This is a genomic window from Micromonospora sp. DT31 (assembly GCF_049841795.1).
GTDB lineage: Bacteria > Actinomycetota > Actinomycetes > Mycobacteriales > Micromonosporaceae > Micromonospora.
The window spans coordinates 222,294-247,941 of the sequence record NZ_JBNCKZ010000003.1 but is presented as its reverse complement, the minus strand read 5'-3'; the positions used below and the strand labels follow the sequence as shown (position 1 = coordinate 247,941).

General features: G+C 71.9%; 11 protein-coding genes. 9 read left to right on the top strand and 2 right to left on the bottom strand.

Annotation, left to right across the window (positions count from 1 at the left end; genetic code table 11):
* Nucleotides 1-185: 185 nt before the first annotated feature.
* Nucleotides 186-602: a hypothetical protein gene (locus tag ACLQ2X_RS07570; RefSeq protein WP_425680235.1), complete on the bottom strand. Its 417-nt coding sequence runs from the start codon at nt 600-602 to the stop codon at nt 186-188.
* A 71-nt stretch (nt 603-673) separates the two neighbouring features.
* A complete protein-coding gene (locus tag ACLQ2X_RS07565; protein ID WP_425680234.1) occupies nt 674-1,393 on the bottom strand; it encodes a TetR/AcrR family transcriptional regulator in 720 nt (239 codons plus the stop codon).
* Between the two features lie 253 nt (nt 1,394-1,646).
* On the opposite strand from ACLQ2X_RS07565, the gene ACLQ2X_RS07560 reads away from it, so the two are divergent.
* The 9 genes from ACLQ2X_RS07560 (at nt 1,647) to ACLQ2X_RS07520 (ending at nt 25,404) form a co-directional block, all read left to right on the top strand.
* On the top strand, nt 1,647-2,231 hold the full coding sequence (locus tag ACLQ2X_RS07560) for an RNA polymerase sigma factor (RefSeq protein WP_425680233.1): 585 nt from the start codon (nt 1,647-1,649) through the stop codon (nt 2,229-2,231).
* Between the two features lie 274 nt (nt 2,232-2,505).
* Nucleotides 2,506-3,807: an NAD(P)/FAD-dependent oxidoreductase gene (locus ACLQ2X_RS07555; protein WP_425680232.1), complete on the top strand. Its 1,302-nt coding sequence runs from the start codon at nt 2,506-2,508 to the stop codon at nt 3,805-3,807.
* Nucleotides 3,808-3,927: 120 nt separating this feature from the next.
* Nucleotides 3,928-4,215 carry an acyl carrier protein gene (locus ACLQ2X_RS07550; protein ID WP_425680231.1) on the top strand — a complete coding sequence of 96 codons (288 nt, stop codon included), beginning with the start codon at nt 3,928-3,930 and terminating at the stop codon, nt 4,213-4,215.
* On the top strand, nt 4,202-11,278 hold the full coding sequence (locus ACLQ2X_RS07545; RefSeq protein WP_425680230.1) for an SDR family NAD(P)-dependent oxidoreductase: 7,077 nt from the start codon (nt 4,202-4,204) through the stop codon (nt 11,276-11,278). The genes ACLQ2X_RS07550 and ACLQ2X_RS07545 overlap by 14 nt, the downstream gene beginning before the upstream one ends.
* A gap of 22 nt (nt 11,279-11,300) precedes the next feature.
* On the top strand, nt 11,301-18,554 hold the full coding sequence (locus ACLQ2X_RS07540; RefSeq protein ID WP_425680229.1) for a beta-ketoacyl synthase N-terminal-like domain-containing protein: 7,254 nt from the start codon (nt 11,301-11,303) through the stop codon (nt 18,552-18,554).
* A 6-nt stretch (nt 18,555-18,560) separates the two neighbouring features.
* Nucleotides 18,561-20,159, top strand: coding sequence for a PfaD family polyunsaturated fatty acid/polyketide biosynthesis protein (locus ACLQ2X_RS07535; RefSeq protein WP_425680228.1), 1,599 nt, complete (start codon nt 18,561-18,563; stop codon nt 20,157-20,159).
* Nucleotides 20,156-21,925, top strand: a complete 1,770-nt coding sequence (locus ACLQ2X_RS07530; RefSeq protein WP_425680227.1) for an acyl-CoA dehydrogenase family protein — start codon at nt 20,156-20,158, stop codon at nt 21,923-21,925. Before ACLQ2X_RS07535 ends, ACLQ2X_RS07530 begins: the two co-directional genes overlap by 4 nt.
* A complete protein-coding gene (locus ACLQ2X_RS07525; RefSeq protein ID WP_425680226.1) occupies nt 21,922-23,694 on the top strand; it encodes an acyl-CoA dehydrogenase family protein in 1,773 nt (590 codons plus the stop codon). Before ACLQ2X_RS07530 ends, ACLQ2X_RS07525 begins: the two co-directional genes overlap by 4 nt.
* A 198-nt stretch (nt 23,695-23,892) precedes the next feature.
* Complete coding sequence (locus ACLQ2X_RS07520; protein ID WP_425680225.1) at nt 23,893-25,404, top strand: MFS transporter; 1,512 nt, start codon at nt 23,893-23,895, stop codon at nt 25,402-25,404.
* Nucleotides 25,405-25,648 lie beyond the last annotated feature (244 nt).

Genomic DNA, 25,648 nt, shown 5'->3' with positions numbered 1-25,648 from the left:
TTGATGGACCACCCTCGTGGAAGTTCGCCTCGCCGTCAGCAGAATGCGGGAAACTCCGTCCTGATTGCCTGAGCTGGTCGCCCTCTTTCTGGGGTGACCGGCGAGAGTCGGGCGGTGACGTGTCGGGTGGGGTTGTGGTGCCCGTCGGGTTGTGACCAGAACCGACGGGCGACAACGGCTCCGGTTCAGGTGATGATGAGCCCGAGGCCGAGGGTGATTACCCCGGCGCAGAGGCTGAGGGCTCCGATCCAGAGCAGGATGATGAGTTTGTTGGGTCGGGTGGCCCCTTTGCCGAGGGAGGAGAGGAAGAAGCCGGCGGACATCAGCGCGGCCGCGATCGGTGTGCCGAGTCGGGCGATCCAGAGGGTGATGCCGGACAGGTTGGTGGAGTCGACGAGGAGCAGACCGACCAGTCCCAGTGTTACCAGCACACCGGCGTGGGCGTGGCCGGCGCGGGCGAATGCGGTCTGGAAGGGGGTCATCTCCACTTGGCCGCGGGCGACGCGGGTGAGGAACCAGCCGCCGAAGGCGATGGTGACGATGGTCAGCAGCATGGCGCCGGCGATTATCCGGCTCTCTGTGCTGAGGGTGAGGGTGGTCATGGGTCTCCTGTCTGAGGTCTGGTGCGGGGTTCAGCGGTGGGTGCTGTTCCGTTCGCCGGCGGGGGGTTGTGTCAGCGACCGGCGTCCAGTGCGGATTTGGGCAGTCCCAGTTCTCGGGCCAGGTCGGCCAGTTCGATTTCGAAGAGCAGGCCGGCTTCGTCGCCGATGGATCGGGTCAGTCCCATGGATTCCAGGCAGACCACCCCGTACAGGCGTAGCCAGCAGCGGGTGAAGGTGATGGCCGCGAGGCTGTTGGGCAGGGGTACCGCCAGCCTCTGCAGGAGCCGTTCGGCGAGGGTCGCGGTGTCGGCCACGTGGGACTGTGGCTGCATCTCGGGGATGTCGTACTCGTTCCACAGGTCGGCGAAGATGACGGCGAAGAGCCCGCCCACCTGCCGGCGGGCCTGCCTCACCGGCGTGCCTTCCTCCGGCGAGACCGGGATGATCAGGGAGAACTGGAACTCCCGGGAGTGTTCGACCGCCCAGCGGCGCAACGCCCGACTGGCCACGACGAGTCGCCCGGCGGTGTCACCGGGGTCGATCCGGTCGACCTCACTGGAGATGTACTCGGTGAGCTCGTCCAGGGTGGCCACGAGCACCGCGTCCATGAGGTCGCGATGACTGCCGAAGTAGCGGTAGACCCCGGGTGCGGTCATGCCCATCTCGCGGGCGACCGCGCGGATGGTCAGGGCCTCCGCGCCCTGGCTGGCCAGGATGTCCCGGCTGACCGAGATGAGTTCCCGCAGCGTGGCGTCCCGGACCCGCTGTCGTCGGGTCAGGGGAGGCGGCACGGTTCCCTCCACGGCTCGGGCCTCCTTTCGGCGCGAACTTGGCCACGCGTCGGACTCCGCTGCGCGTATCCGGTTCAGGACCGTCATGTTATCGCATGTTAACTCTAGCTTCTAACGCTAGCGGCTGCGTCAGCGTTAAGCTAACGTTGCGGTCACTCGCGTAAGTTGCCAGGGGGGCGTCAAGGTGGACGTAGCAGGTCTGGAGCCCGGTCCAGAGGCACACGCGCATGACGCTGGCAGAGGTGCGGGCGAGGTGGTGGCACCGGCATCGGTGCTCGGTGGTCGCTCGGCGCTGCTCGTCGTCGCGTGTCAGGCCGGGGACCAGGCCGCGTGGTCCGAGCTGATCAGCACCTACTCCCCGGTTGCCTGGTCGGTCGCCCGGTCGTTCCGGCTGCGCACCGCCGACTGCGAGGACGTCTGTCAGGCGACCTGGCTGCGGGTCGTGGAGAACATCCACCAACTGCGTGAGCCGCGGAAGCTGGCCTCGTGGCTGGTGACCATCGCCCGCCGGGAGGCGATGAAGCAGGTGAAGCAGGAGCGCCGGCAGGTGCCGATCGGCGACAACGCGCCCTTCGAGGCATGGCCCGACGATGCCGCCGCGGTGGTGGAGGAGGTCATCGTGAACCGCTCGGAGGATGCCCGGCTGAGGACCGCCTTCCGGTGTCTGGACAAACAGCACCAGGCCCTGCTGGCCATGCTCCTGCGCGAGCCCGCGATGAGCTATGACGAGATCAGTGTCGTCCTGGGTATCCCTCGCGGCTCGATCGGCCCCACCCGCAACCGCCTGCTGCGTCGGCTGCGCGAGAGCGTCCAGCCCCAGCTCGCCCTGGCCGGCTGACCTCCGGCCCTCCCACCGCGACGTCCGCACCCTCGGCGGGAATCCCGTGGAAGAAGTGCAATGCCCGAGTTTCGCCGCCTCCATTTACCGGGCGTGCCCAAGATTTTCCGGGGCCCTGACGGCTTCCCCTTTACGACATATTGGCGGACTGGATTTTCGTAAAAAAATCTCGCTCGTGAATGTATCCAGGGCGCCGACTGTCCACTCTGTATAGGGGAGGGAGCCGGACCCGGCTCTTCGCACGGAGGAAGAAGTCGGAGACGGGAGGACACGGGTGACTCCTCGAGTGGCAGTGGTCGGCGCGGGGATCGCGGGTATGTCCGCTGCCTACCACCTGCGAGACGACGCCCAGGTGACCCTGTTCGAAGCTGATTCGAGACTGGGTGGCCACGCGAACACCATTGAGGTTCAGGAGGGCGATCGGACGCTCGGCCTGGACACCGCCTTCATCGTCTACAACGAGGCGCACTACCCGATGATCGCCAAGTTCTTCGGCGAGCTGGGGGTGCAGACCCAGGACCACCCCGGACAGTTCTGCTTCTTCGATCTCGACCGGCAGCGCAGCTACGTGTCGGAGGACTTCGAGCTGACCGAGGAGCAAATCGGGCAGCGGTACGACGCCGACTTCACCGACCTGTGGCGCGAGGCCCGGCGCTTCCAGAGCGAGGCGCCACGCGACTTCATCCGGCGCAGAGCCGACATCCCGCTCGGCGACTACCTCGACCGCAACCGCTACAGTGCGGCCTTCCGTTATGGCTTCGTGGTGCTCATCGCCACCGCCGCCTGGTCGGTGCCGGCCGAGCGGATCTGGGAGATGCCGGCCAGCACGATCATCGCCTTCTTCTTCGCCCACGGCCACGAGGGCCTGGGTGGGCAGAGCGCCCCCTGGCGTACCGTCACCGGTGGCAGCATCAACTACGTGCGCAAGGTCGCCGAGCGGTTTACCCAGTCCGGGGTGGACGTCCGGGTGAACGCGCCGGTCGGGCAGGTCCGCACCGAGGGCCACCACGTCGTCGTGCACGGCCCGGGCGGGCCGGAACGCTTCGACTACGCGGTGCTCGCCACGCACGCCGACGACGCGCTGGGAATGCTCGCCGAGCCGACTCCCCGCCAGCAGCGACTCGACCCGATCCGCTACCACGGCACCCGGGCGCTGCTGCACGGTGACGCCTCCGTGATGCCGGCCGACCGGCAGCGGTGGCGCAGCTGGAACTACGGGCGCGTCGGCGACGGTGAGGAACAGCGGTCCTGGGTCGTCTACCACCTCAACACGTTGCAGCACCTCGACGCCGAGCGAGACTACTTCGTCACCCTCGACTGCCCGATCGAGGCCCGCGACGAACTCGTCATCCACGAGATGGCCTACCGACACCCCATTCTCACCAACGAGGTCCGCGCCCTCCAGCGGGACATCCATTCGATCAATGCCGACGAATCGCGGATCAAGTTCGCCGGCTCCTACTTCCATTCCCGAAAGATGGGAATCGACATCATCGGCAGCCATGAATCAGCATTCGACTCCGGTGCTGCCGCCGCCGAAGCCGTCCGACGTACCGCCGGAAAGAATTCCCGGTAGATCGGCATGTCGCCGGGGGGCGACCTCGGCGACGCATGTGGTCGGGAACGGCCGTACTTATCCAGCCATGAACGGAGCATGTGTTCGCCATGCCCGTAAACGGTCCGAAGCGAGGATGCGATGACAGATCAGGTGACCACCCGTTCCGATGCCGCGCTGACCGAGGGCGGGGTCCGCGACTGGTTGGTGGGAAAGATCGCGCACCGGTTGGGCGTACCCACCGAGCAGGTGAACGTCGACCAGTACTTCGACGAGTTCGACCTGGACTCCACCGAGGCCCTGGTGCTCTCCGGTGAGCTGGAGAACTGGCTCGGATTCGACCTGGAGACGACCGCGCTCTGGTACCACCCGACCATCAACGAACTCGCCGGCTACATCGTGGAGAAGCAGCGCGATGCGAAGGCATGACCGGCAGCCACCCGAGGTGGTGACCCGCGTCGGGGAGGCCGGACCAGAGGCGCGTGCGGTGGTCCTGGTGCACCCGGGGGCACTGCCGGCCACCGTCTACGCCGACCTCGCCGCCGCGCTGGCGCCCGCCGCGGCCCTGCACGTGGTCAACCTGGATCAGGTGCCGGAGTACTTCGAGGCGGCGCTGCACGGCGGTACGCCGGTCACCTCGATCCCGGCCCTGGCCCAGCGGGTCGCCGACGAACTGCGGCGGCGTGCCCTGACCAGCGGCCGGTGGTGCCTGGCCGGCTGGTCGTTCGGCGGCGTGGTGGCGCTGGAACTGGCCGGGCTGCTCGCGGCCCGCGAACGCCCCGACGCGCTGCTCGCCCTGGACAGCATCGCGCCGGTGCCGGAGTACACCGCACTCGACGGTGACCTCGACGACGCCGAGGTGCTGCGCTGGTTCGCCATGTACCTGGGCGCCCGCCGCGGTGTCGAACTCCCGACGGCCGGGTTGGCCCTCGGGGATCGCGAGAGCGGGCTGCGCACGCTGCTCGACCTGGCCCGCGAACACGGTGCGGTCCGGGACGACACCACCCTGCCGGGGCTGCGCAAGGTGCTCGACGCGTACCTGCAGGGCTTGATCCGCAACAACCGGCTGGCGCAGGCGTACGAACCACGGCGGTCGCCGGTGCCGGTGGTGCTGGTCCGGCCCGAGCGGGGCCTGCTGGACGTACCGGATCCGTTGGGCTGGCGGTCGCTGGCCGAGGACCTGACGGTGCTGGGGTGCCCCGGCGACCACTACACGATGCTGCGGGACCGAACGGCCGTGGACCGGATCACCGGTACGGCACGTGACCTACTGGGCGAGGGTGCCGACCCGGCACCGGCCGGCGGCGGCACCCGTACCGCCAACCGGCCGCCCGTCACCGACCACGAGACGTTATCGACCGGAACGGACCGTGTCATGGACAGTGACAACACAGCCCCCCGCCGGATGGCGGACACCCCCATCGCGATCGTCGGACTCGGCGCGCTCTACCCGCGCTCCGGTGACCTGACGGAGTTCTGGGGCAACGTGGTCGACGCCGCCGACTGCATCGAGGACGTGCCCGAGACGCACTGGCGGATCTCCGACTACTACGACCCCGACCCGAAGGCACCGGACAAGACGTACGCCAAGCGCGGCGGCTTCGTGCCCACGGTGCCGTTCAACCCGCTGGAGTTCGGCCTGCCGCCGAACACCCTGGAGATCACCGACGTCTTGCAACTGCTCAGCCTGGTGGTCGCGAAGCAGACCTTGGCCGACGCCGGCGCACCGGACGCCAAGTGGTACCGCAAGGAGCGGACCGGCGTGGTGCTCGGCATCACCGGGGCCAACTCGCTCACCCAGCCGCTGGCGACCCGGTTGCAGACGCCCGTGCTCAAGGAGGTCGTCCGCAGCTGCGGTCTGAGCGAACGCGACGCCGAGGAGATCTCGTCCAAGTTCGTCAAGGCGTTCGCCCCGTGGGAGGAGCACTCCTTCCCGGGCATGCTCGGCAACGTCGTGGCCGGCCGGATCGCCAACCGGTTCGACTTCGGCGGTACCAACTGCACGGTGGATGCGGCCTGCGCCAGTTCGCTGGCGGCCATCCACTCGGCGGCGGCGGAGCTGATCGCCGGCCGGGCGGATCTGATGATCACCGGCGGCTGCGACGCCGAGAACACCATCCTGATGTACCTCTGCTTCTCCAAGACCCCGGCGTTCTCCAAGGCCGGCGACATCCGGCCGTTCGACGAGAACGCCGACGGCACACTGATCGGCGAGGGCATCGGCATGCTGGCGCTCAAGCGGCTGGCCGACGCCGAACGCGACGGGGACCGGATCTACGCGGTGCTGCGCGGCATCGGCACCTCCAGTGACGGCCGGTTCAAGAGCATCTACGCCCCGCGCAAGGAGGGCCAGGTCGTCGCGCTGCGCCGGGCGTACGAGGACGCCGGCTTCGGCCCGGAGCAGGTCGGCCTGATCGAGTGCCACGGCACCGGCACCGCCGTCGGCGACCTCACCGAGGTCAGTGCCCTCAAGGAGGTCTTCGCGGCGGCCAGCGACGAGCGCAACTTCGCCGCGGTGGGGAGCGTCAAGAGCCAGATCGGCCACACCAAGGCCGCCGCCGGTGCCGCCGGCATGATCAAGTCGTCGCTGGCGCTCTATCACAAGCTCCTGCCGCCGACGATCAACGTCGACAAGCCCCGCGCGGCGATGGGCTTCGACGACTCCCCGTTCTACGTCAACACGAGGACCCGGCCGTGGATCCTCGAACCGGAGCGTCCCCGCCGCCGGGCGGCGGTCTCCTCGTTCGGCTTCGGTGGGACGAACTTCCACTGTGTCCTGGAGGAGCACGACCCGACCGGTACCGGGCTGGCCGTGCTGCACCGCACCTCGCGGGTGCACCTCTGGCACGGCACCGACCCGCAGGCGCTGCTGACCCAGGCCCGGGAGTACCCGGACGGGTCGGCCGAGGACGCGCCGGTGTCGGCCGGACACGCCCGGCTGGCCGTGGTCGCCCGCGACGACGCCGAGCGCGACGAGTTGCGGGAGGCGGCCTGCCTGCGGATCGCCGACAACCCGACCGCCGAGTCGTTCGAACTCCCCCGTGGGGCGTACTACCGTCGGGCGGCCGCGAACACCGGCAGGGTGGCCGCGCTCTTCGCCGGCCAGGGCAGCCAGTACGTCTCGATGGCGGCCGAGGCCGCGGTCTCGGTGCCGCCGGTGCGAGTGGCCTTCGACGCCGCGGCGGCGCACTTCGCCGGGGCCGAGGCGCTGGGCCGGGTGGTCTTCCCACCGCCGGCCTTCGACGACGCCACCCGTGACGGGCAGGAGGAGGCGCTGCGGCGCACCGACTACGCCCAGCCGGCGATCGGCGCCGTCTCCGCCGGCCAGTACACCTACCTGCGGGAGCTCGGTTTCACCGCCGAGGGTGCGCTCGGGCACAGCTTCGGCGAGCTGACCGCGCTCTGGGCCGCCGGCAGTCTCCGTGACGAACAGTTCTACGCGCTGGCGAGGGCACGCGGCGCGGCGATGGCCGAGCGCAGCGGCGCAGACAGCGACGACCCGGGCACCATGGCGGCCGTCCCGGCCGACCGGCCGACGGTCGAGCGCCTGCTCGACGGCCACCCGGACGTCGTGATCTGCAACATCAACGCGCCGGACCAACTGGTCGTCGGCGGTGGCAGCAAGGCCGTCGCGACGTTCGTCGAGGCATGCCGGGCGGCCGGGGTCGACGCCAAGGCGCTGCCGGTGGCCGCTGCCTTCCACACCCGGTACGTGAGCCACGCCGTGGACCGTTTCGGCGCCGCCGTCCGGCGGGCCACCGTGGGCCGGCCGGAGATCGCGGTCTACGCCAACACCGAGGGCGCCAGCTACGGCGCGGACACCGACGAGAACGCCCGGGTCCTGGTGCAGCAGCTCGCCAACCCGGTCGGATTCGCGCCCCGGATCGCGCAGATGTACGACGACGGTTTCCGGGTCTTCGTCGAGTTCGGACCGAAGAAGATCCTGGCGGGCCTGGTACGTCGGGTGCTGGCCGACCACCCCGACGTCGTCGTGCTCTCCGCCGACGCCGGATCGGGTCGCGACAGCGACCGCGCACTGAAGCAGCTCGCCGCACGGCTGGCCGTCCTCGGACTGCCGCTGACCGGATTCAACCGCTACCAGGCGGTGGCCAGCCGGCCGCCGCGCACCGAGGGGATGATGATCGAGTTGAACGGTGTCAACTACGTACCGGAGGGGCGCCGCCGGGACTACCAGGAGGCGCTGCAGAACGGATACCGGGTCGAGGGGAGCCGGGCCACGCCGCCGGCCCCCGTCGCGGCTCCGAGCGTGGCGATCGACGGCAACGGCCACAACGGCAACGGCCACAACGGCAACGGCCACAACGGCAACGGCCACAACGGCAACGGTCACGCCGTGCCGGGTCAGCTGGTGCCGAGCGTCGGTGCGATCGCCGCGAGCCACCTCGCCATGCACGGCGACTACCTGCACAACCAGCTGCGCCTGTCGGAGCGGCTGACCAACCTGGTCGAGGAGGGCAGCCGGCGGCACGACGGTCCGGCCGACAACGTGATCGCCGGTATCACCGCGATCGCCGAGCACAGCCTGGCCATCGGGCAGAGCCACACCTCGGCCAGCGAGGTGCTGCGCAGCTTCGCGCAGCTGGAGACCACCATGGTCGCCCCCGGCACCATGATCGACTACAACCCGGTCATCCACCAGCCGGCCGTGCCGGCGAGCCAGCCGCCGGCGATCGGCGCCGCCCAGCAGTACGGCTGGAACAACGCGACGGTCAACGGCCACGCGCCGCAGGCCGCCGCTCCGGCGTACGTACCGGAGGCCATCCAGCAGGCTGTGCCGGCCTCTCCCGCCGTGGCCCCGGCCCCGCCCGTCGCGGCACCCGCCGCCCAGGTCGCCCCGGTCGCCCAGGCCGCCCCGGTCGCCACCGCGGATGCGGACACGGTCCGGACCGCACTGCTGGACATCGTGGCCGACAAGACCGGCTACCCGACCGACATGCTGGACCCGTCGATGGACGTCGAGGCCGACCTGGGCATCGACTCCATCAAGCGGGTGGAGATCATGGGTGCGTTGCGGGAGTCGTTCCCCGGCTCGCCGTCGGCCAGCCCGGAGCGCCTGGCCGAGCTGCACACGCTCGACGACATCGTCCACTTCGTGGCGCAAGCAGCGGCCGAGGCGACCGGAGCGGAGGTGGTGAGCGGCCCAAAAGCTGAACGCCTGCCCCGGATCGACCGGTGGCAGGCCAGCCTGATCCGGCTCCCGGCTCCCGACCGGCGGGACAAGGCGTACCGGGCCCACCCGGTGGCCCTGCTGACCGGGGCCGGCGGCCCGCTCGCCGACGCGCTCGCCGACGCCCTGACCGCCGCCGGCTGGCGGACCAGGCAGGCCGGTGAGCCGTACGACGAAGGACTGGACCTGGTGCTCTACCTGGCGCCGGAGCAGGCCGACAACCCCGCCGCCGCCACGGCGGTACTGCGCGAGGCGGCCCTGCTGGCCCGCGACGTCCAGCGTCCGCTGGAGCACACGGCCGAGGGCTCCCGGGCGGCGTTCGTCACGGTGGCCCGGCTGGACGGCCGGCTCGGCGTGGCCCCGTCCACCGGTACCGCCGAGGCGGCGGAGCTGGCCACGGTCACCCTGGGTGGTCTCTCCGGGCTGGTGAAGACGCTGGCCATCGAGGCGCCGTCGGTCTACTGCCGGGCGGTCGACGTGGCGGCCGGACTGCCGGCGTCGCGGGTGGTCGACCTGCTCCTCGACGAACTGCACGACGCCGCTGCCTCGGTGCGCGCGGTCGGGCATGACGCCGACGGCGCGCGGTGGACCACCCGGCTGGCCGCCGGACCGGCGTACGCGGAGGGCCCCAAGGTCGCCCCGCCCGGACCGGAGGACCTGCTCGTGGTCACCGGTGGCGGACGCGGCGTCACCGCGGCCTGCGTCACCGGCCTGGCCCGCGAGTACGGCGTCAGCCTGCTGCTGCTGGGCCGCACCCCGCTGGCCGACGAGCCGGCGTGGGCCGAGGGGGTGCCCCTGGAGCAACTGAAGGGCGCGATCGCGCGGGCGCTCAAAGCCGACAGGGCGAAGGTGACCCCGAAGGACGTCGAGCGGCGCTTCCAGGAGCTGAAGGCGCAGCGGGAGATCCGCCGGACGCTGACGGAGGCCTCCGCCGGCGGGTCGAGGGTCACCTACCTGCCGGCCGACGTGACCGACCCGGACACGCTGCGTACCGTGCTGGCCGAGCACCGCGACCGGATCACCGGCCTGGTGCACGGTGCCGGTGTCCTCGCCGACCAGCTCATCGTGGACAAGCGCCCGGAGGACATCGACCGGGTGCTGGGCACGAAGCTGACCGGCCTGGCGAGTCTGCTGGCCGCGCTGGACACCGACCGGCTGCGGCACGTGGTCCTCTTCTCGTCGGTTGCCGGTTTCTTCGGCAACCGGGGGCAGTCGGACTACGCGATGGCCAACGAGGCGCTCAACCGGATCGCCTCCCGGCTGCGCGGAGCCCGCCCGGACGCCCGGATCACCTCGATCAACTGGGGTGCCTGGGCCGGCGGGATGGTGACCCCGGAGCTGGCCCGCCTCTTCACCGAGCGCGGCGTGGACCTCATCCCGCTGGAGACCGGGGTCCGGATGTTCACCGAGCAGTTCAGCGCTGCGCACTCGGCCGACCTGGTCACCGTCATCGGGCCGGACAAGCCCCTGTTGGAGGCCGAGCCCCGGCCACTGCCGGCCGACGGGGTCCGGGTGACCCGGGAGCTGGCCGGCCTGCGCGACGAGGCGGTCCTGACCGACCACCGCATCGGTGAGCACGCGGTGCTGCCGACGACGGTGGCGCTGGGCGGGATGCTGGCCACCGCCGCGGCGGTGACCGGGGTACCGGCCGCCGGGGCGCGTGACTTCGCCGTCCTCAAGGGCGTGGTTCTCGACGCCGAGGCGCCGCGGCGGCTGCGCTTCCTGGTCACGCCCGGCGACTCCGGCATCCGGGTCGACGTGCGGGACGAGGCCGACCGGCCCCGCTACCGGGCGGTCATCGAGACGGCGGGCCCCACCGGCCCGGCGCCGCGGTTGACCGGTCTACCCGGCACCGACGCCGGGGAGGAGACCACGGCGTACGTCGACGGAACCCTCTTCCACGGCGAGACGCTGCGCGGTCTGCGTCGGGTCCTCGACCCGCGCCGCCGGATGGTCCTGCTGGCCGAGCTGCCGGACACGCCGGTGGCGCAGGGCGCCTGGAGCACCGACCGGTACGACCCGGCCCTGGCCGACCTGCTGCTGCAGGCGGTGCTGGTCTGGGTGCGCCGGCACACCGGCCAGGCGAGCCTGCCGACCAGCATCGGCCGGGCCGAACTGTACGCGCCGATTCCCACCGGGGAGTCCTTCCTGATCGTGGTCGACGAGGTCACGGTCGGCGGCCCCACGGTGCGCTGCACCGTCAGCGCCTGCACGACCGACGGGGCGGTCCTGGTCCGGTTCACCGGGGTCCAGGCGATCGTCCGGGACAACGGGGACATGCAGTCCACGTCCAACGCACGCTGACACACCCTGCGGATGGAGAGTCATGTCCACGCCAGAGCACGTCGCGGGGACCAGCACCGGACAGGAGCCCGTAGCGATCGTCGGGATCTCCTGCCTGCTGCCCGGCGCGGAAACACCCGAGCAGTTCTGGGCCAATCTGCGGTCCGGGGCGGACCTGCGTCGCCCCGGTGGCCGCGAGGTGTTCGGCACGGACGAGTCCGTCCCCGGCGGGTGGGGTGACCCGGAGCACCGGGTCACCGCCACCCGGGGCGGGTTCGTCACGGAGCCCACAATCGACCTGACCGGCCTGCGGATCCCGGCGGCGAAGCTGAACCGGCTGGACAAGGTGGTCCGGTGGCCGCTGTACACCGCCCGCCGGGCGCTCGCCGACGCCGGCATCGGGGAGGACTCGCCGGTACTGGCCCGTACCGGCGTCATCCTGGGCAACTACGCCTTCCCCACCGAGTCCTCGGTGCGGGCCTGCCTGCCCCTGGTACGCGAGGCGGTGACCGCCGGCCTGCGGCAGGCCGGGCTGGACCTGCCGTCGGCCGCGCCGGCCGGCGCGGCCGACGTCGAACCGGCGGACATGTGGCCGTTCGGCCTGCCGGCCACGGTTCTCGCCAACGCCCTCGGCCTGGGCGGCACCCGGCTGACCCTGGACGCGGCCTGCTCCTCCGCGCTGTACGCGTTGGCCCTGGCCCGGAGCTACCTCAGCGCGGGCCACGCCGACGTGATGCTCGCCGGGGCGGTCTGCGCCCCGGACCCGCTCCTGATCCACCTCTCCTTCTCGGACCTGAAGGCCTTCCCGGCCAACGGGATGAGCCAGCCCTTCGACGGCCGGTCGGCGGGCATCGTGACCGGTCAGGGCGCCGGGGTCTTCGTCCTGAAGCGGCTCGCCGACGCCCGGCGCGACGGTGACCTGATCCACGCCGTACTCGGCCCGATCGGGCTGAGCAACGACGGGGCGGGCGGCCACCTGTTGACCCCGCGCAAGGACGGGCAGATCGAGGCGTACCGCCGCACCTACCTGGACCACGGCCTCGACCCGGCGCAGGTCGACTACATCGAGTGCCACGCCACCGGTACTCCGCTCGGTGACGGGACCGAGCTGCGCGGGGTGGCCGAGTTCTTCGCCGGGCGGGGAGGCGTCCCGCCGCTGGGCTCGGTGAAGGGCAACGTGGGCCACCTGCTGACCGTCGCCGGCTTCACCAGCATGCTCAAGGCGATCCTCGCGCTGCGGCACGGCACCGTCCCGGCAACCCCCGGGGTGGAGCAGCCGCTGCGTCCCGCCGACGCGCTCCCCGCCGCCGACAAGGTGGTCCTGACCCAGCGCCCCTGGCCGGTGCCGCGGGTCGACCGCGACCCGGCGCACCGGGTCGCGGCGGTCTCGGCGTTCGGCTTCGGCGGTACCAACGCGCACGCCATCCTCACCACCGACTCGGCCGCCGACGCGGTGCTGGCCGGAGCGGTCATCCCGGCCGGGGCGACCGCGTCGGGCGGCCTGCCGGGGACCGGGCGGCTCGCCCTGGTGGGGCTGGGGCTGCGGGCCGGGCCGCTGACCGACGTGGCGGCCTGGGAGGCGATGGCCCGCACCGGCACGCCGGCACTTGTCGACCGCCCGGAGCCCCGCTGGTACGGGCTCGCCGGGGCCGACCCGGAGGACACCGCGCACGCCGAACGGGCCGGGTACGTCGAGACGATCGACGTGGACGCCCGCACCTACCGAATCCCGCCGGGTGAGCTGGGCTTCGCCAACCCGCAGCACCTGCTCCTCTTCGAGGCGGCCGAGCAGGCCCTGCTCGACGCCGGCTACGCCCCGCCGCCGGCCCGGGTACGCGCCGACCAGCTGCCGCAGCGGCGGGTGGCGGTGGTCGTCGCGATGGAGATGGAACCGCGTACCCACACCCACCGGGCCCGCTTCGACATCGGTGCCCACGTCCGCGCGGAGTGCGCGCGGGCCGGGCTGACCCTCGACGAGGAGGCGCTGGCCCGGCTGGAGAGCGCGGTGCGCGCCGGGGTGCACGACCCGATCGGCGCCAACGAGGTGCTCAGCTACATCGGCAACATCATGGCCAGCCGGATCTCCTCGTCCCGGAACCTGACCGGCCCGTCGTTCACCATTGCCGCCGATGCCACCTCCGGTGCCCGCGCCCTGGAGGTCGCCCAGATGCTGCTGCTCGACCCCACCGTGGAGGCGGTCCTGGTCGGTGGGGTGGACCTGGCCGGCGGTATCGAGAACGTGATCACCCGGGCCGCGGTGGCCGCCGCCGGCGGAACCGCACCGCCGGTGCCCGGCGACAGCGCCGCAGTGGTCGTGGTCACCCGCCCCGACGATGCCGCCGGTCGGCGGGTCTACGCCACGGTGGAGTCGGTGGCGGTGGCGGTGGCGGTGGCCGGCGACCCGGGCGGCGCGGGGGCGGCGTTGGCCGCGGCGAGTGCCGCCGGACTCGCCGCCGCCGGCCGGGACACCGCCGAGGTGGACTACCTCGAACTCGCCTCGGCACCCGTCGCCGATGCCCTGGCCGGCCTGGCCGCGGCGTGGCCGGGCGGCCCCGACGACGACGGCTGCCTCATCGGTGGTGCCGCCGCCCTGGTCGGTGAGACCCAGCAGGCCTCGGTGCTGACCGCGCTGGTCAACGCGGCGTGCTGGCTGTACCGGGCCGAACTGCCCGCCACGCCGGCACCGCTGCGCGAGGCGTTGGCCGAGCTGCCGGCCTCCCGACTGGAAGTGTCGGTCGAGCCGATGCCGTGGCTGCGCCGCCGCCGGGACACCCCCCGGGTGGCCGCCGTGGCGGCCTGGGACGCCCGGCCACTGGCCGGCGACAACACCGCCGCGCACCTGGTCGTGACCGGTGCCGACACCGTCGGGACGCAGGTCGAGGTCGACTGGCGGGCCACCACCGGGCACCTGATGCTGGCGATCAGCGCCGACGACGCCACGACCATGACCGACCTGGTCCGGCAGTACCGATCCGCCCTGGAGCGGGGCCGCGACCCGTGGGAGCTGGTTCGCGAGGCGGCGCCGCGCAGCGGCAGTCGACGCTTCACGGCTGTACTGGTCGCCGCGGACGGTGAGCGGCTGCGCCGCGAACTCGACGCCGCCGAGCGGGACCTGCCGGGCGTGCTCGGCAACGGCGGCGAGTGGGCCACCCCGGGCGGCAGCTTCTGCACCGGTCGTCCGGTCGGCGAAGGGCGGGTCGCATTCGTCTACCCCGGCGCGTTCACCAGTTACCCGGGGGTGGACCGGGACCTGTTCCGGCTCTTCCCCGGTCTGCTGGAACGCTTCGAGGCCGAGGCGGACCGGCCTCGGGACCGGTTCAAGCAGCGCTGGCTCTACCCGCGCGGCGCCCGGCCGGTGCAGCGCCGGGACCTGATGCGCCACGAGGAGCGGCTGATCGAGGAGATCCCGGTCCTGCTGGCCGCCGGCACCAACACCGCGGTGCTGCGTACCCAGTTGCTGCGCGATGTGCTCAACGTCGTCCCGCAGGGCGGCTTCGGCTACAGCCTCGGCGAGAGCAGCATGCTCTTCGCGATGGATGTCTGGGCCGCCGCCGCCCGCGACGACACGAAGCTGGCGGCCACCCCGCTCTTCCGTGACCGGCTGCGCGGTCCCAAGCACATGGTCCGCGAAACCTGGTCGTTGCCGGCCGACACCCCGGACAGCGCGGTCTGGGTCAGCTACGTGCTGCTCGCCGGTGAGGAGCCGGTACGCGCGCAGATGACCGGCTTGGACCGGGTCTTCCTCACCCACGTCAACACCCCCCGCGAGGTGGTGGTCGGCGGCGATCCGAGCCAGGTCAAGGAGCTGATCAGACGGGTCGGTTGCCAAGCGGCCAAGGCGCCTGCCAACCACGTGATGCACTGCCCGGTGGTCGACCCGGGGCTTGCCGAGCTGGCCGAGCTGAACCGGTATGCCGCCGGTGCGGCCGAGCCCGGTCTGGAGCTCCTCTCCGCCTTCGATCACGACACCGTCGACCCGACCGACCTGGAGACGGTCGCCGAGCGGATCGCCTGGACGCTGCGCAGCACCATCGACTTCGCCCAGCTCACCCGGACCGCGTACGACCGGGGTTTTCGCTTCTTCGTCGAGGTGGGCCCCGGTGCCACCTGCACCCGCTGGATCGGCGAGACCCTCGCCGACCAGCCGCACGTGGCGGTCTCGGTGGACCGCCGGGGCGTCCCGGTGGCCGCCGCCCTCGCCCAGGCGCTGGCCCGGCTGGCCAGTCACGGCCTCCCGGTCGACCTGGGCCGGCTGCTCGGTGGCCCCGAGCCGGTGGTCGAGGCCACCGGTGGCCGCCGCCTGGTGCGCACCGTCCCCTGCGGTGGGGAGTCGATCGTCCGACGGGTCGCCGACCGGGCCGCCGGAGTTCTCGAACACATCGAGCGCGAGACGCCTACCGTCGTCGCGCACGCCCCCGAGGTGGTGCCCGCTGCCATGACCGATCCCACTGTGCACTGGCCCGAAGAAATCATCACCGTCGACGGCGAGCCTTTCGTCTTCCTGCCTCCCGCCGCCGCGTCGGTCGCCCCCGCCGGCCAGTCGGCCGAGAGCCCGAACCGGGACGTCTCGACCGTCGACCTGACCGCGCTGTCCGGCGGCGGCGACGGCACCCTGACGGCCCGTCGGGTGCACGCCGCGCGGACCGGACCGCAGCGGCTGCACTCCCGCTGGTCGGCCGGTCAGCTCCAGCGCCCCGCGCAGAGCCCGATGGCGGCGGTGGCCGCCCTGGCCGCCCGGGTCGTCGAGGCGCACCGGGCGGCCCTGCGCGCCCACCACGTGATCCTCGACAACGCGGTCACCCAGTTGGAACTCTCCGTCGGCGGCGCGACCGCCCCGGGCAGCGGCGACATCCCGCCGCCGGCCGGCGGTACGCCCGATCCGCGTGGTGACCGTCCGGTCTGGGACGAGGCGGACCTGCTGGAGTTCGCCGCCGGCCAGGTGGCCAAGGTCTTCGGCCCGGAGTACGCGGAGATCGACGGCTACCGGGTGCGGACCCGGCTGCCCGAGCCGCCGTACCTGTTCGTCACCCGGGTCACCGAGCTGACCGGACAGCGCGGGGTCTTCGAGCCGTCGACGATCACCACCGAGTACGACGTACCCGTCGGCTCCTGGTACAGCGTGGACGGTCTGGTGCCCTGCGCCGTCACCATCGAGGCCGGGCAGTGCGACCTGCTGCTGATCAGCTATCTGGGCATCGACCTGCGCAACAAGGGGGAGCGGGTCTACCGCCTGCTGGACAGCACGCTTGTCTTCCACGGCCCGCTGCCCCGCGAGGGGCAGACCCTGCGCTACGACATCTCCATCAACCGGTTCGTCTGGAACAACGACGCGCTGCTCTTCTTCTTCAGCTACAAGTGCTACGCCGACGGCGAGTTGATCCTCGAACTGCTCGACGCCTGCGCCGGGTACTTCAACAAGAGCGAGTTGGACAGCTCCCTCGGAGTGGTCCTCTCCGACGCCGACCGCAAGCGGCGCGCCGGGTTCGAGCGGACCTGGTTCAAGCCGTTGGCGCGTACCGAGCGCACCTCCCTGAGTACCGCGGACCTGGAGCTGCTGACCGAGGGGCGTCGCGCCGAGGTCTTCGGCCCGGCCTGGGACCAGGGCGACGCGAACCGGTCGCTGCGGCTGCCCACCGAGATGCTGCGCATGATCGACGAGATTCCGCAGGTCGACCGGCTCGGCGGCCCGTGCGGACTCGGTGAGCTGACCGCGATCAAACGGCTGGTGCCGGACGGTTGGTACTTCAGGTGCCACTTCCCCGGTGACCCGGTGCTCGCCGGCTCGATGGTCGCCGAGGGCGGCGTGCAGCTGCTCCAGACGTTCGCGATGTACCTGGGCATGCACCTGGTCCTGCCGGACGCCGAGTTCCAGTCGGTGCCGGGGCTCAAGACCGAGGTCAAGGTCCGCGGACAGATCACCCCGGACACCACCGAGATCCGCTACCACGCCGAGATCATCGAACTGACCCTGCTTCCCCGCCCGACGGTGATCGCCGACCTGACCGTCTACGTCGGCGACAAGCCGATGGTGGCGATGCGCAACTTCGGCGTACAGATCCGGGAGAAGGCGGGCACCCCGTACCGGCCGGGTGCAGGCGGGAACCCGGAGTTCCTCGGCCGGCGCAACACCCTCGGCGAGACCGCGTTCATCAACGAGCTGCACCTGGCGCACGCCGCCAAGGGCGATCTGGGCACCGCCATGGGGCCCGAATTCGACATCTACCACGACCGGCGGGCACCGCACATCCCCAACGGCGACTTCCAGTTCGTCGACCGGATCATGTCGCTGGAGGGCACCCGGGGCGTGCTCAAGCCGGGCGCCGAGATGGTCACCGAGTACGACTCCCCGCCCGAGGCCTGGTACTACGCCGACAGCCCGACCGGCAACATGCCGAACTGCGTGCTCATGGAGACCTCGCTCCAGGCGGCCATCCTCTGCGGCTACTACCTCGGCGCGACCCTGGCCCACCCCGACGACGAGTTCGCCATCCGAAACCTGGACGGCAAAGCCACCCTGGTCAAGAACGTCCACCTGGCCGGCAAGACGATCCGGCAGCACACCACGATGCTCTCCAGCCAGGCGGTCACCGGCGCCACCCTGCAGAACTTCCGCTACGAGCTTTCCGCCGACGGCGAGGTCTTCTACGTCGGCGAGTCGATGTTCGGCTACTTCACCGAGGCGGCACTGGCCAACCAGGTGGGGCTGGACGCCGGCAGGTACCTCCCGCCGTGGCTGGGGGAGCAGACCGGCCTGGACCCGGCCCGGGTCCGCCGGTTGCCGGTACGCGCCGACGAGCGCTGGCGCACCCCGCACCCGCGTAGCGGGCTGCGCCTCGGCAACGGGCACCTGGAACTGGTCGACGAGGTCACGGTGGTGGCCGACGGTGGCAGGCACGGCAAGGGCTACCTGCTCGGCACCCGGCTGATCGACCCGGCCGACTGGTATTTCACCTGCCACTTCCACCGTGACCCGGTGATGCCCGGCTCGCTGGGCGTGGAGTCGGTGATCCAGGGCCTGCAGGCGTACGTGATCGAGGCCGGGCTCGCCGACGACATCCCACACGCCCGGTTCACCTCCCCGGTGGACGTGGCGATGGGCTGGAAGTACCGGGGCCAGATCCTGCGACCCGACGGGGAGATGACCTTCGACCTGCACGTGAAGGAGATCCGTCGGGAGACCGGCCGGCTGCTGGTCGTCGCGGACGCCAGCGTCTGGAAGCCGGGCCTGCGGATCTACGAGCTGACCGATGTCGCTGTCGAGGTTCGGTCCGGCGTCGCTGCCGGCCGGGGAGAGTGAGACGCCATGACCGTCACCGTCCAACCGACCGTCCCCGCCATCGGACCCGCCGCACCCGTCGAGCAGAGCCCGGTGCACGTCGATCCCGCCGGGATCCGGGCCGCCCTGGGCCGGCTGGAAGAGCCGGCCTTCGTGGTCCGCGTCGGCAACGGGATCGGCGTGAGCAACCAGCAGCCCGCCTCGGCCGCCTCGGTGCTCGCCGCCGTCGGCCCGTTGACCCCGGAGCGCCTCGGTGACGCCAGCTTCCGGGCCCGCCACGGCCTGCGCTACGCCTACATGGGCGGGGCGATGGCCGGCGGGATCGCCTCCGAGGACCTGGTCGTGGAGCTGGCCCGGGCCGGCTACCTGGGCTCCTTCGGTGCCGCCGGGCTGCTGCCGGAGCGCATCGAGCAGGCCCTGGGGCGGTTCCGCGCCGAGCTCGGGCAACTGCCGTACGCGGTGAACCTGATCCACGCCCCGAGCGAGGAGGAGTTGGAGCGCGCCGGGGTGGAGCTCTTCCTCAGGTACGGGGTGCGCTGTGTGGAGGCTTCGGCCTTCATGGACCTCACCCCGCACATCGTCCGGTACCGCGTCGCCGGCCTCGGCCGGGACCGGCAGGGCCGGGTCGTGGCCGGCAACCGGGTGATCGCCAAGGTCTCCCGTCCCGAGGTGGCCGCGAAGTTCCTCAACCCGGCCCCCGCGTCGATGGTCGCCGACCTGCTGGCCCGCGGGCTGATCACCGCGGAGCAGGCGGAGCTGGCCCGGCTGGTGCCGATGGCCGACGACATCACGGTCGAGGGGGACTCCGGCGGGCACACCGACCGGCGTCCGCTGATCGCCCTCTTCCCGGTCATCGCCGCGCTGCGCGAGGAGGCCCAGCGCCGACTCGGGTACCCGGTGCGGATCGGGGCCGCCGGTGGCCTGGGAACCCCCGCCTCGGTCGCCGCCGCCTACGGCCTGGGCGCCGACTACGTGGTGATCGGCTCGGTGCATCAGGCGTGCGTCGAGTCGGGCACCTCCGACCAGGTCCGCACGATGCTCGCCGCGGCCGGGGTGGCCGACTGCGACATGGCCCCGGCGGCGGACATGTTCGAACTCGGCGTGGACCTGCAGGTGCTGCGCAAGGGCACCCTCTTCCCGATGCGTGCCCGCCGCCTCTACGAGTCCTACAAGCTCTACGACGGTATCGAGGCGCTGCCGGCCGATGAGCGCACCCGGCTGGAGACCCAGGTCTTCCGCCGGCCGCTGGACGACGTCTGGACCGACGTGCAGGAGTACTTCACCCGGCGCGACCCGGCGCAGTTGCAGCGGGCCGGCAAGGAGCCGCGCCGCAAGATGGCGCTGATCTTCCGCTGGTACCTCGGGATGGCCTCGCGCTGGGCCAGCGTCGGCGAGGGTGACCGGGCCGCGGACTACCAGGTGTGGTGCGGGCCGGCGATGGGCGCCTTCAACGACTGGGTGGCCGGCACCGACCTCGCCGAGCCGGGCAACCGGCGGGTGGCCCGGGTGGCGCGGGAGCTGATGCGCGGCGCGGCGTTCACCAGCCGGGTGCAGCAGCTGACCCTGGCCGGGATCCGGTTGCCGGTGTCGGTGCGGTCGTACCGCCCGGGGGGTGTGTCGGCGTGACCGGCGCACTGGAGACCGGGACACTGACCCGGTTCGCCGCCGCCGCCGAGCTGGACCGGTCGCTGGGCGATCCCGCGGACGGGCGCAACCCGTACGGCTTCCGCGCCGCGGTGGCCCGGGACGAGGCGGCGGCGTTCCCCGCCGCCCTGGCCGCCGCCGTCGGCCCCGCGCTGCGCCGGTCGTACGTGCCGCGGGCCGACGGCGGCACGCTCAGCGGCGGCGACGAGACCCTGATGACGGTACGCGTCGCCGCCCGGCGGGACCTGACGGTGATGCCGGCGACCATGTTCAGCATCACCGCCGCCACCTGCGTCCTGCTGGCCGGAGACGCCGGCCAGCGGCAACGTGTGGTGGAGCTGCTGGGGCGCGGTGGCGCGGTCGGCTTCGCGATGACCGAGGTGGAACACGGCAGCGACCTGCTCGCCAACGCCTGCCGACTGGAGCCGTGCGACAACGGCGGTTACCGGCTCTGGGGAGCCAAGTGGCTGGTCGGGCTCGGTGACCGGGCGGAAGCGCTGCTGGTCTGCGCCCGTACCGGGCAGCGAGGGCCGGGGGCGTTCACCCTGGTGCTGCTGGAGGGGCCGCTGGTCGCGGCCTGCCGTACCGAGGTCCGCCCGAGCAGTGGAATGCGCGGCATCGGCCTGGCCGGTTTCGACTTCGCCGGCATCCCGGTCCCGGCGGACGCTCTGGTGGGGCCGGTCGGTCGAGGGCTGGACGTGGCGATGCGGGCGATGCAGCACGTCCGGGTGATGAGCACCGGGGCGAACCTGGCCGCCGCCGACTCGGCGCTGCGCTGGGCGCTGGACTTCACCGCCGCCCACCGGGTGGCCGGCAAGCCGCTGGCCGCCATGGCGCAGACCCGACGGCAGCTCGCCACGGCCGCGACCGCGCTGCTGGCGATGGAGGCCGGAGCGCTCGGCGCGGCGCGGGCGCTGCATCTGGCGCCGGAGGCGGAAGGGCTCTGGTCCAGCGTGGTCAAGCAGGTCTGCACGGACGCCTCGGCGGACGTCTTCCAGCGCTGCGGCGACCTGCTCGGCACCCACGCCCTGCTGCGGGACGGTTTCGCGGCGGCCTTCGACACGTTCCGCCGGGACAACGCCGTGGTCCGGCACATCGACACCGGGCCGGTGGCGAATCTGCGCCTGGTCACCACCTCGTTGACCCAGTGGGCGCTGACCGGTCAGCCAGGCTCCACCCTGGACACCGCCGCACTCTTCGACCTGTCCGGGGTGCTGCCGGAGGCCCGGCTGGACGCGTTGACGGTGGCCGGCCGAGGCGACCCGGTCACCTGTGGCCTGCCGGTGATCGTCGACCGGGTACGCGCCGAGCTCTCCACCGTCGACGGTCCGTTCGCCGCCGCCGCCGTGCAGGCCGTCGCCCGGCTGCGCACCGCGCTCGTCGGTCAGCTCAGCCGGGTCGCCGGGCTGCTGGAGAGCCGTCGGGGCGGGGCGGCGCCGGACCTGCTGGAGGAGTCGGAGCGGTTCTGCTTCCTGCACGCCGCGGCGAGTTGCGTGCACCTGTGGTGGGCCAACCGGCACAAGCCGCTGCTGGGCGGTGCCGCCGGTGACCCGCACTGGCTGGCGGCGACGGTCAGCATCCTGCTGGCTCGGGCCGAGGGCGGCACCTGGCGCCTCCCGGCCGACCTGGTGGAACCGATGTACCTGTCGCTGGACCGGTTGCACGCCGACGGTCGGCTGATCTCCGTCGCCGCGTTGCCGTTGGCCGAACACGACCGCGTCGGAACGAGGAAGGGGTGCACCCCGTGACCGTCAAGAACCAGATCGCGGTGGCCGAGGAACTGGAGCGCTACCTCGGTGACCCACACGATCCGTCGAGCCCGATGTCCTTCGAGACGGTCCTGAGCTACGACGAGCGTGAGGAGTTCCCTCATGAGCTGGTCGGCCTGCTGCAGCGCTGGCAGTTGCACGAGTACTGCCTGCCGACGGCCTTCGGCGGCCGGGCCGGCGACGTCGAGGTCGGCTTCAACCTGCTGCGGCTGGTGGCGCGTCGCGACCCCACGGCGGCGACTGCGCTGATGCTGACCGATCTGGCGTTCATGCCGGCCTGGATCGCCGGCACGGACGAGCAGAAGCGGTACTTCGTCGACGCCATCAACCACGGCACCCGGATGGCCTGGGGGCTCTCCGAGCGGGAGCACGGCAGTGACGTGCTCAGCAACGAGATGCGTGCCGAACGCGTCGAGGGCGGCTACCTGCTCACCGGCGAGAAGTGGCTGATCGGCAACGCCACCATCGCGGACGCGGTGAGCGTGCAGGCGCGTACCAACGAGCGGGGTGGTCCGGGCGACTGGTCCATCTTCTCCGTGGAGAAGCGCAAGGCCCCGGCCGGCGCGGTGGTGGAGTTGCCCAACGAGCGGCTGCACGGGCTGCGCGCGTTGGACATGAGCGGCATCCGGCTGGAGAAGCTCTTCGTCCCGGACTCGGCCCGCCTCGGTGCCGAGGGCCAGGGCCTGGAGATCGCGCTCAAGAGCGCGCAGGTGGCCCGGACCACGATCAGCAGCATGGCGTTGGGCGGGGTGGACACCGCCATGCGGGTGACCCTGGACTTCGTCACCGAGCGGGTCATCTTCGGCCAGAAGGTCATCGACATGCCGTACACCCGGCGCCAGCTCGCCGAGTGTTTCGCCGACCTGGTGGTCGCCGACTGCGTCAGCACCGGTGCGGTCCGGGGGTTGCAGGCCAACCCGGGGCAGACCAGCGTCTTCTCCTCGGCGGTCAAGTACTATGTGCCGACCTCGCTGGAGCGGATGATGTCCCAGCTGTCGGTGGTCCTGGGCGCCCGGCTCTACCTGCGCTCGCACCCGCACTACGGCATCTACCAGAAGTTGCTGCGTGACGTGCTGGTGGCGATCTTCGCCGACGGCAACACGGTGGTGAACCTCAAGAACATCGCCCTGCAACTGGACGGGCTGCTCAAGACGGTACGCGGCCCGGTCTCCGCGGAGGCGGCAGCCCACATCGAGCTGCAGTACAACCTGGACAGCGCGCTGCCGGAGTGGCGTCCCGAGAAGCAGCAGCTGTTCAGCCGGGGCGGCGACGACACCGTCCTGCTGCTGCCGGACTCGATCCGGCTGTTGCGCGAGCAGGCCGGGGCGCGCGCCGACGAGCGGCAGCGGGAGTGGCTGACCCGGGCCGCCGACGTGGCCGAGGCGCTGCACGGCCAACTGGAGCGCATCGACGCGGAGGTGCAGCGGCTGCGTACCGAGCACGGCCGGGGCTTCGCCGGGACCGCGGAGCTGTTCCGCCTGGCCGAGCAGTATTGCGCGATCCACGCCGCCGCCGCCACGGTGCACCTCTTCACCCGGTCGGCCGCGGTGCTGGTCGAGCCATTCCCGGACGGTGCCCTGCTGCTGGCCTGCCTGGAACGGCAGTGGCGGCAGTTCGACCCGGCCCGCCCGGTCACCGACGCCGACGTGGTCGACCGGGTGGTGGAGATCCTGCGCGGGCTGCACGACGAGCGCCGGCTCTTCTCGTTCTGGCAGTTCCAGCTCAGCGCCTCCGGAGAACGGCGATGAGCATCGTCGCGGTCCGGCCGCGGGGCGTCGGCGGTGTGCCGGTCGCGGCACGCGATCCGCGGCCGGCCGTGACCCGGGGACGCCATCGGCGGTTCCACATTGAGCGTCCGAACACCGGCCGCACCCTGGCCGCCGTCATCCGCCGGTCCCGTACCCGCACCCGGTGCGGGTACGCGCCCTCCTGAAAGGAGTTACCCGATGAACCCACGCCGTGGTCTCGTGGCCACCATCGTGGCCGCCTCCGTCCCGATGTTCCTGGTGGCCCTGAACAACCTCGTGGTGAACACCGCACTGCCGGAGATGAGCAAGGATCTCGACGCCAACCTGAACGATCTGCAGTGGGTGGTGAACTCGTTCGTGCTGGCCTTCGCCGGCCTGCAGTTGACCGCGGCGGCGCTCGGCGACCGCCTCGGCCGACGCAAGGTCTTCGTCGGCGGCCTCGTGGTCTTCGTGGTGGCGTCGGCCGCCTGCGCCATGGCCGAGACGACCGAACTGCTGATCGCCGCCCGGGTGGTGCAGGGCATCGGCGCGGCGGCGGTCTTCCCGCTGTCGCTGACGATGCTCGCCGCGAGTGTGCCGCCGCGCAGGCGGAACCTGGCGGTAGGACTCTGGGGAGCTGTCTCGGGTACCGCCGTGGCGATCGGCCCGCTGGTCGGCGGCGCGGTCACCGAAGGGCTGAACTGGCAGTGGATCTTCTGGGTGAACGTGCCGATCGGCCTGATCGCGATCGGGCTGATCTACTGGGCGCTCGGTGAGAGCCGGGGTGCCGGCAAGGGCCTGGACCTCCTCGGGATGCTGCTCGGTGGCGGCGCGGTGACCGTCGCGGTCTGGGCGATCGTCGAGGCCGAGGCGCGGGGCTGGAGCAGCCCCGAGATCCTGGGGGCGTTCGTCGCCGCGGCGCTGCTGCTGGTCCTCTTCGTGGCCTGGGAGCGGCGTACCCCGGACCCGCTGCTGCCGTTGACCTTCTACCGCAGCCGGCCGTTCGTGCTGAGCAACCTGGTGTCGCTGGCGATGTACTTCGGCGTCTTCGGCTCGATCTTCCTGCTCGTGCAGTACCTCCAGGGCCCGCTCGGCTACTCGCCGCTGGAGGCGGGTGTGCGGACGCTGCCCTGGACCCTGATGCCGATGTTCCTCGCCCCGGTGGCCGGCCTGCTGACCAGCCGGGTCGGTGGCGGCCCGCTGATGGCCCTGGGGCTCACCCTCCAGGCCGGTGCGCTCCTCTGGATCGGCATGCTGGCCGAGCCGGGCCGCGGGTACACCGCGTTGATCCCGGCGATGGTCGTCGCCGGTATCGGCATGGGGCTCACCTTCGCCCCCAACTCGGCGACGGTGCTGGGCTCGGTCCGGGACGACGAGCACGGCAAGGCCTCCGGCGCCAACAGCACCCTGCGGGAGGTCGGTGGTGCGCTCGGCATCGCCGTCCTGGCCACTGTCTTCCAGCAGTCCGGCGGTGTGGTCGGTCCGGACCCTGCCGCCGGCCCGGACGCCTTCTTCGACGGCTTGGTCCCGGCGCTCTACGTCGGTGCCGCCGTGGTGGCCGCGGGCGCCCTGGCGGGGGCGCTGATTCCCCGTGAGAAGCGGGTTTCCGGGCCGACCGCGACCGCCGCCGACACCCCGACGGCCGCCGGGGTGACCGAGCCGCTGTCGAGCGGCGCGATCGGCCCACTGGCTGACACCGCCAGGCGTGAGGCGGACCCGACCCGGGCGTGACGACGACTTCTGGGTGCCGGGCCGGTGGGTCGTCCGGTCCGGCACCCCACCGGGGCAGACCACAGCAGACCAAGACCGAAGGTGCGGGCCGATGAATGTCCGGCGAGCGGTGGGCGTCGAGGAGCTCTCCGTCACACCACCCTCGAGTTGCACCGCCGGGTGCTGGGGCATCCGGACTTCCGAACCGGGAAGATCACCACATACTTCCTTGGCCAGTACTTGAGCAGCACCGATACATCACCGT

Excerpts from the sequence above, each read along its gene's own strand:
- ACLQ2X_RS07520 (WP_425680225.1), top strand. The coding sequence starts at position 23,893 with ATGAACCCACGCCGTGGTCTCGTGGCCACCATCGTGGCCGCCTCCGTC.
- ACLQ2X_RS07550 (WP_425680231.1), top strand. The coding sequence starts at position 3,928 with ATGACAGATCAGGTGACCACCCGTTCCGATGCCGCGCTGACCGAGGGC.
- ACLQ2X_RS07545 (WP_425680230.1), top strand. The coding sequence starts at position 4,202 with ATGCGAAGGCATGACCGGCAGCCACCCGAGGTGGTGACCCGCGTCGGG.
- ACLQ2X_RS07570 (WP_425680235.1), bottom strand. The coding sequence starts at position 602 with ATGACCACCCTCACCCTCAGCACAGAGAGCCGGATAATCGCCGGCGCC.
- ACLQ2X_RS07540 (WP_425680229.1), top strand. The coding sequence starts at position 11,301 with ATGTCCACGCCAGAGCACGTCGCGGGGACCAGCACCGGACAGGAGCCC.
- ACLQ2X_RS07535 (WP_425680228.1), top strand. The coding sequence starts at position 18,561 with ATGACCGTCACCGTCCAACCGACCGTCCCCGCCATCGGACCCGCCGCA.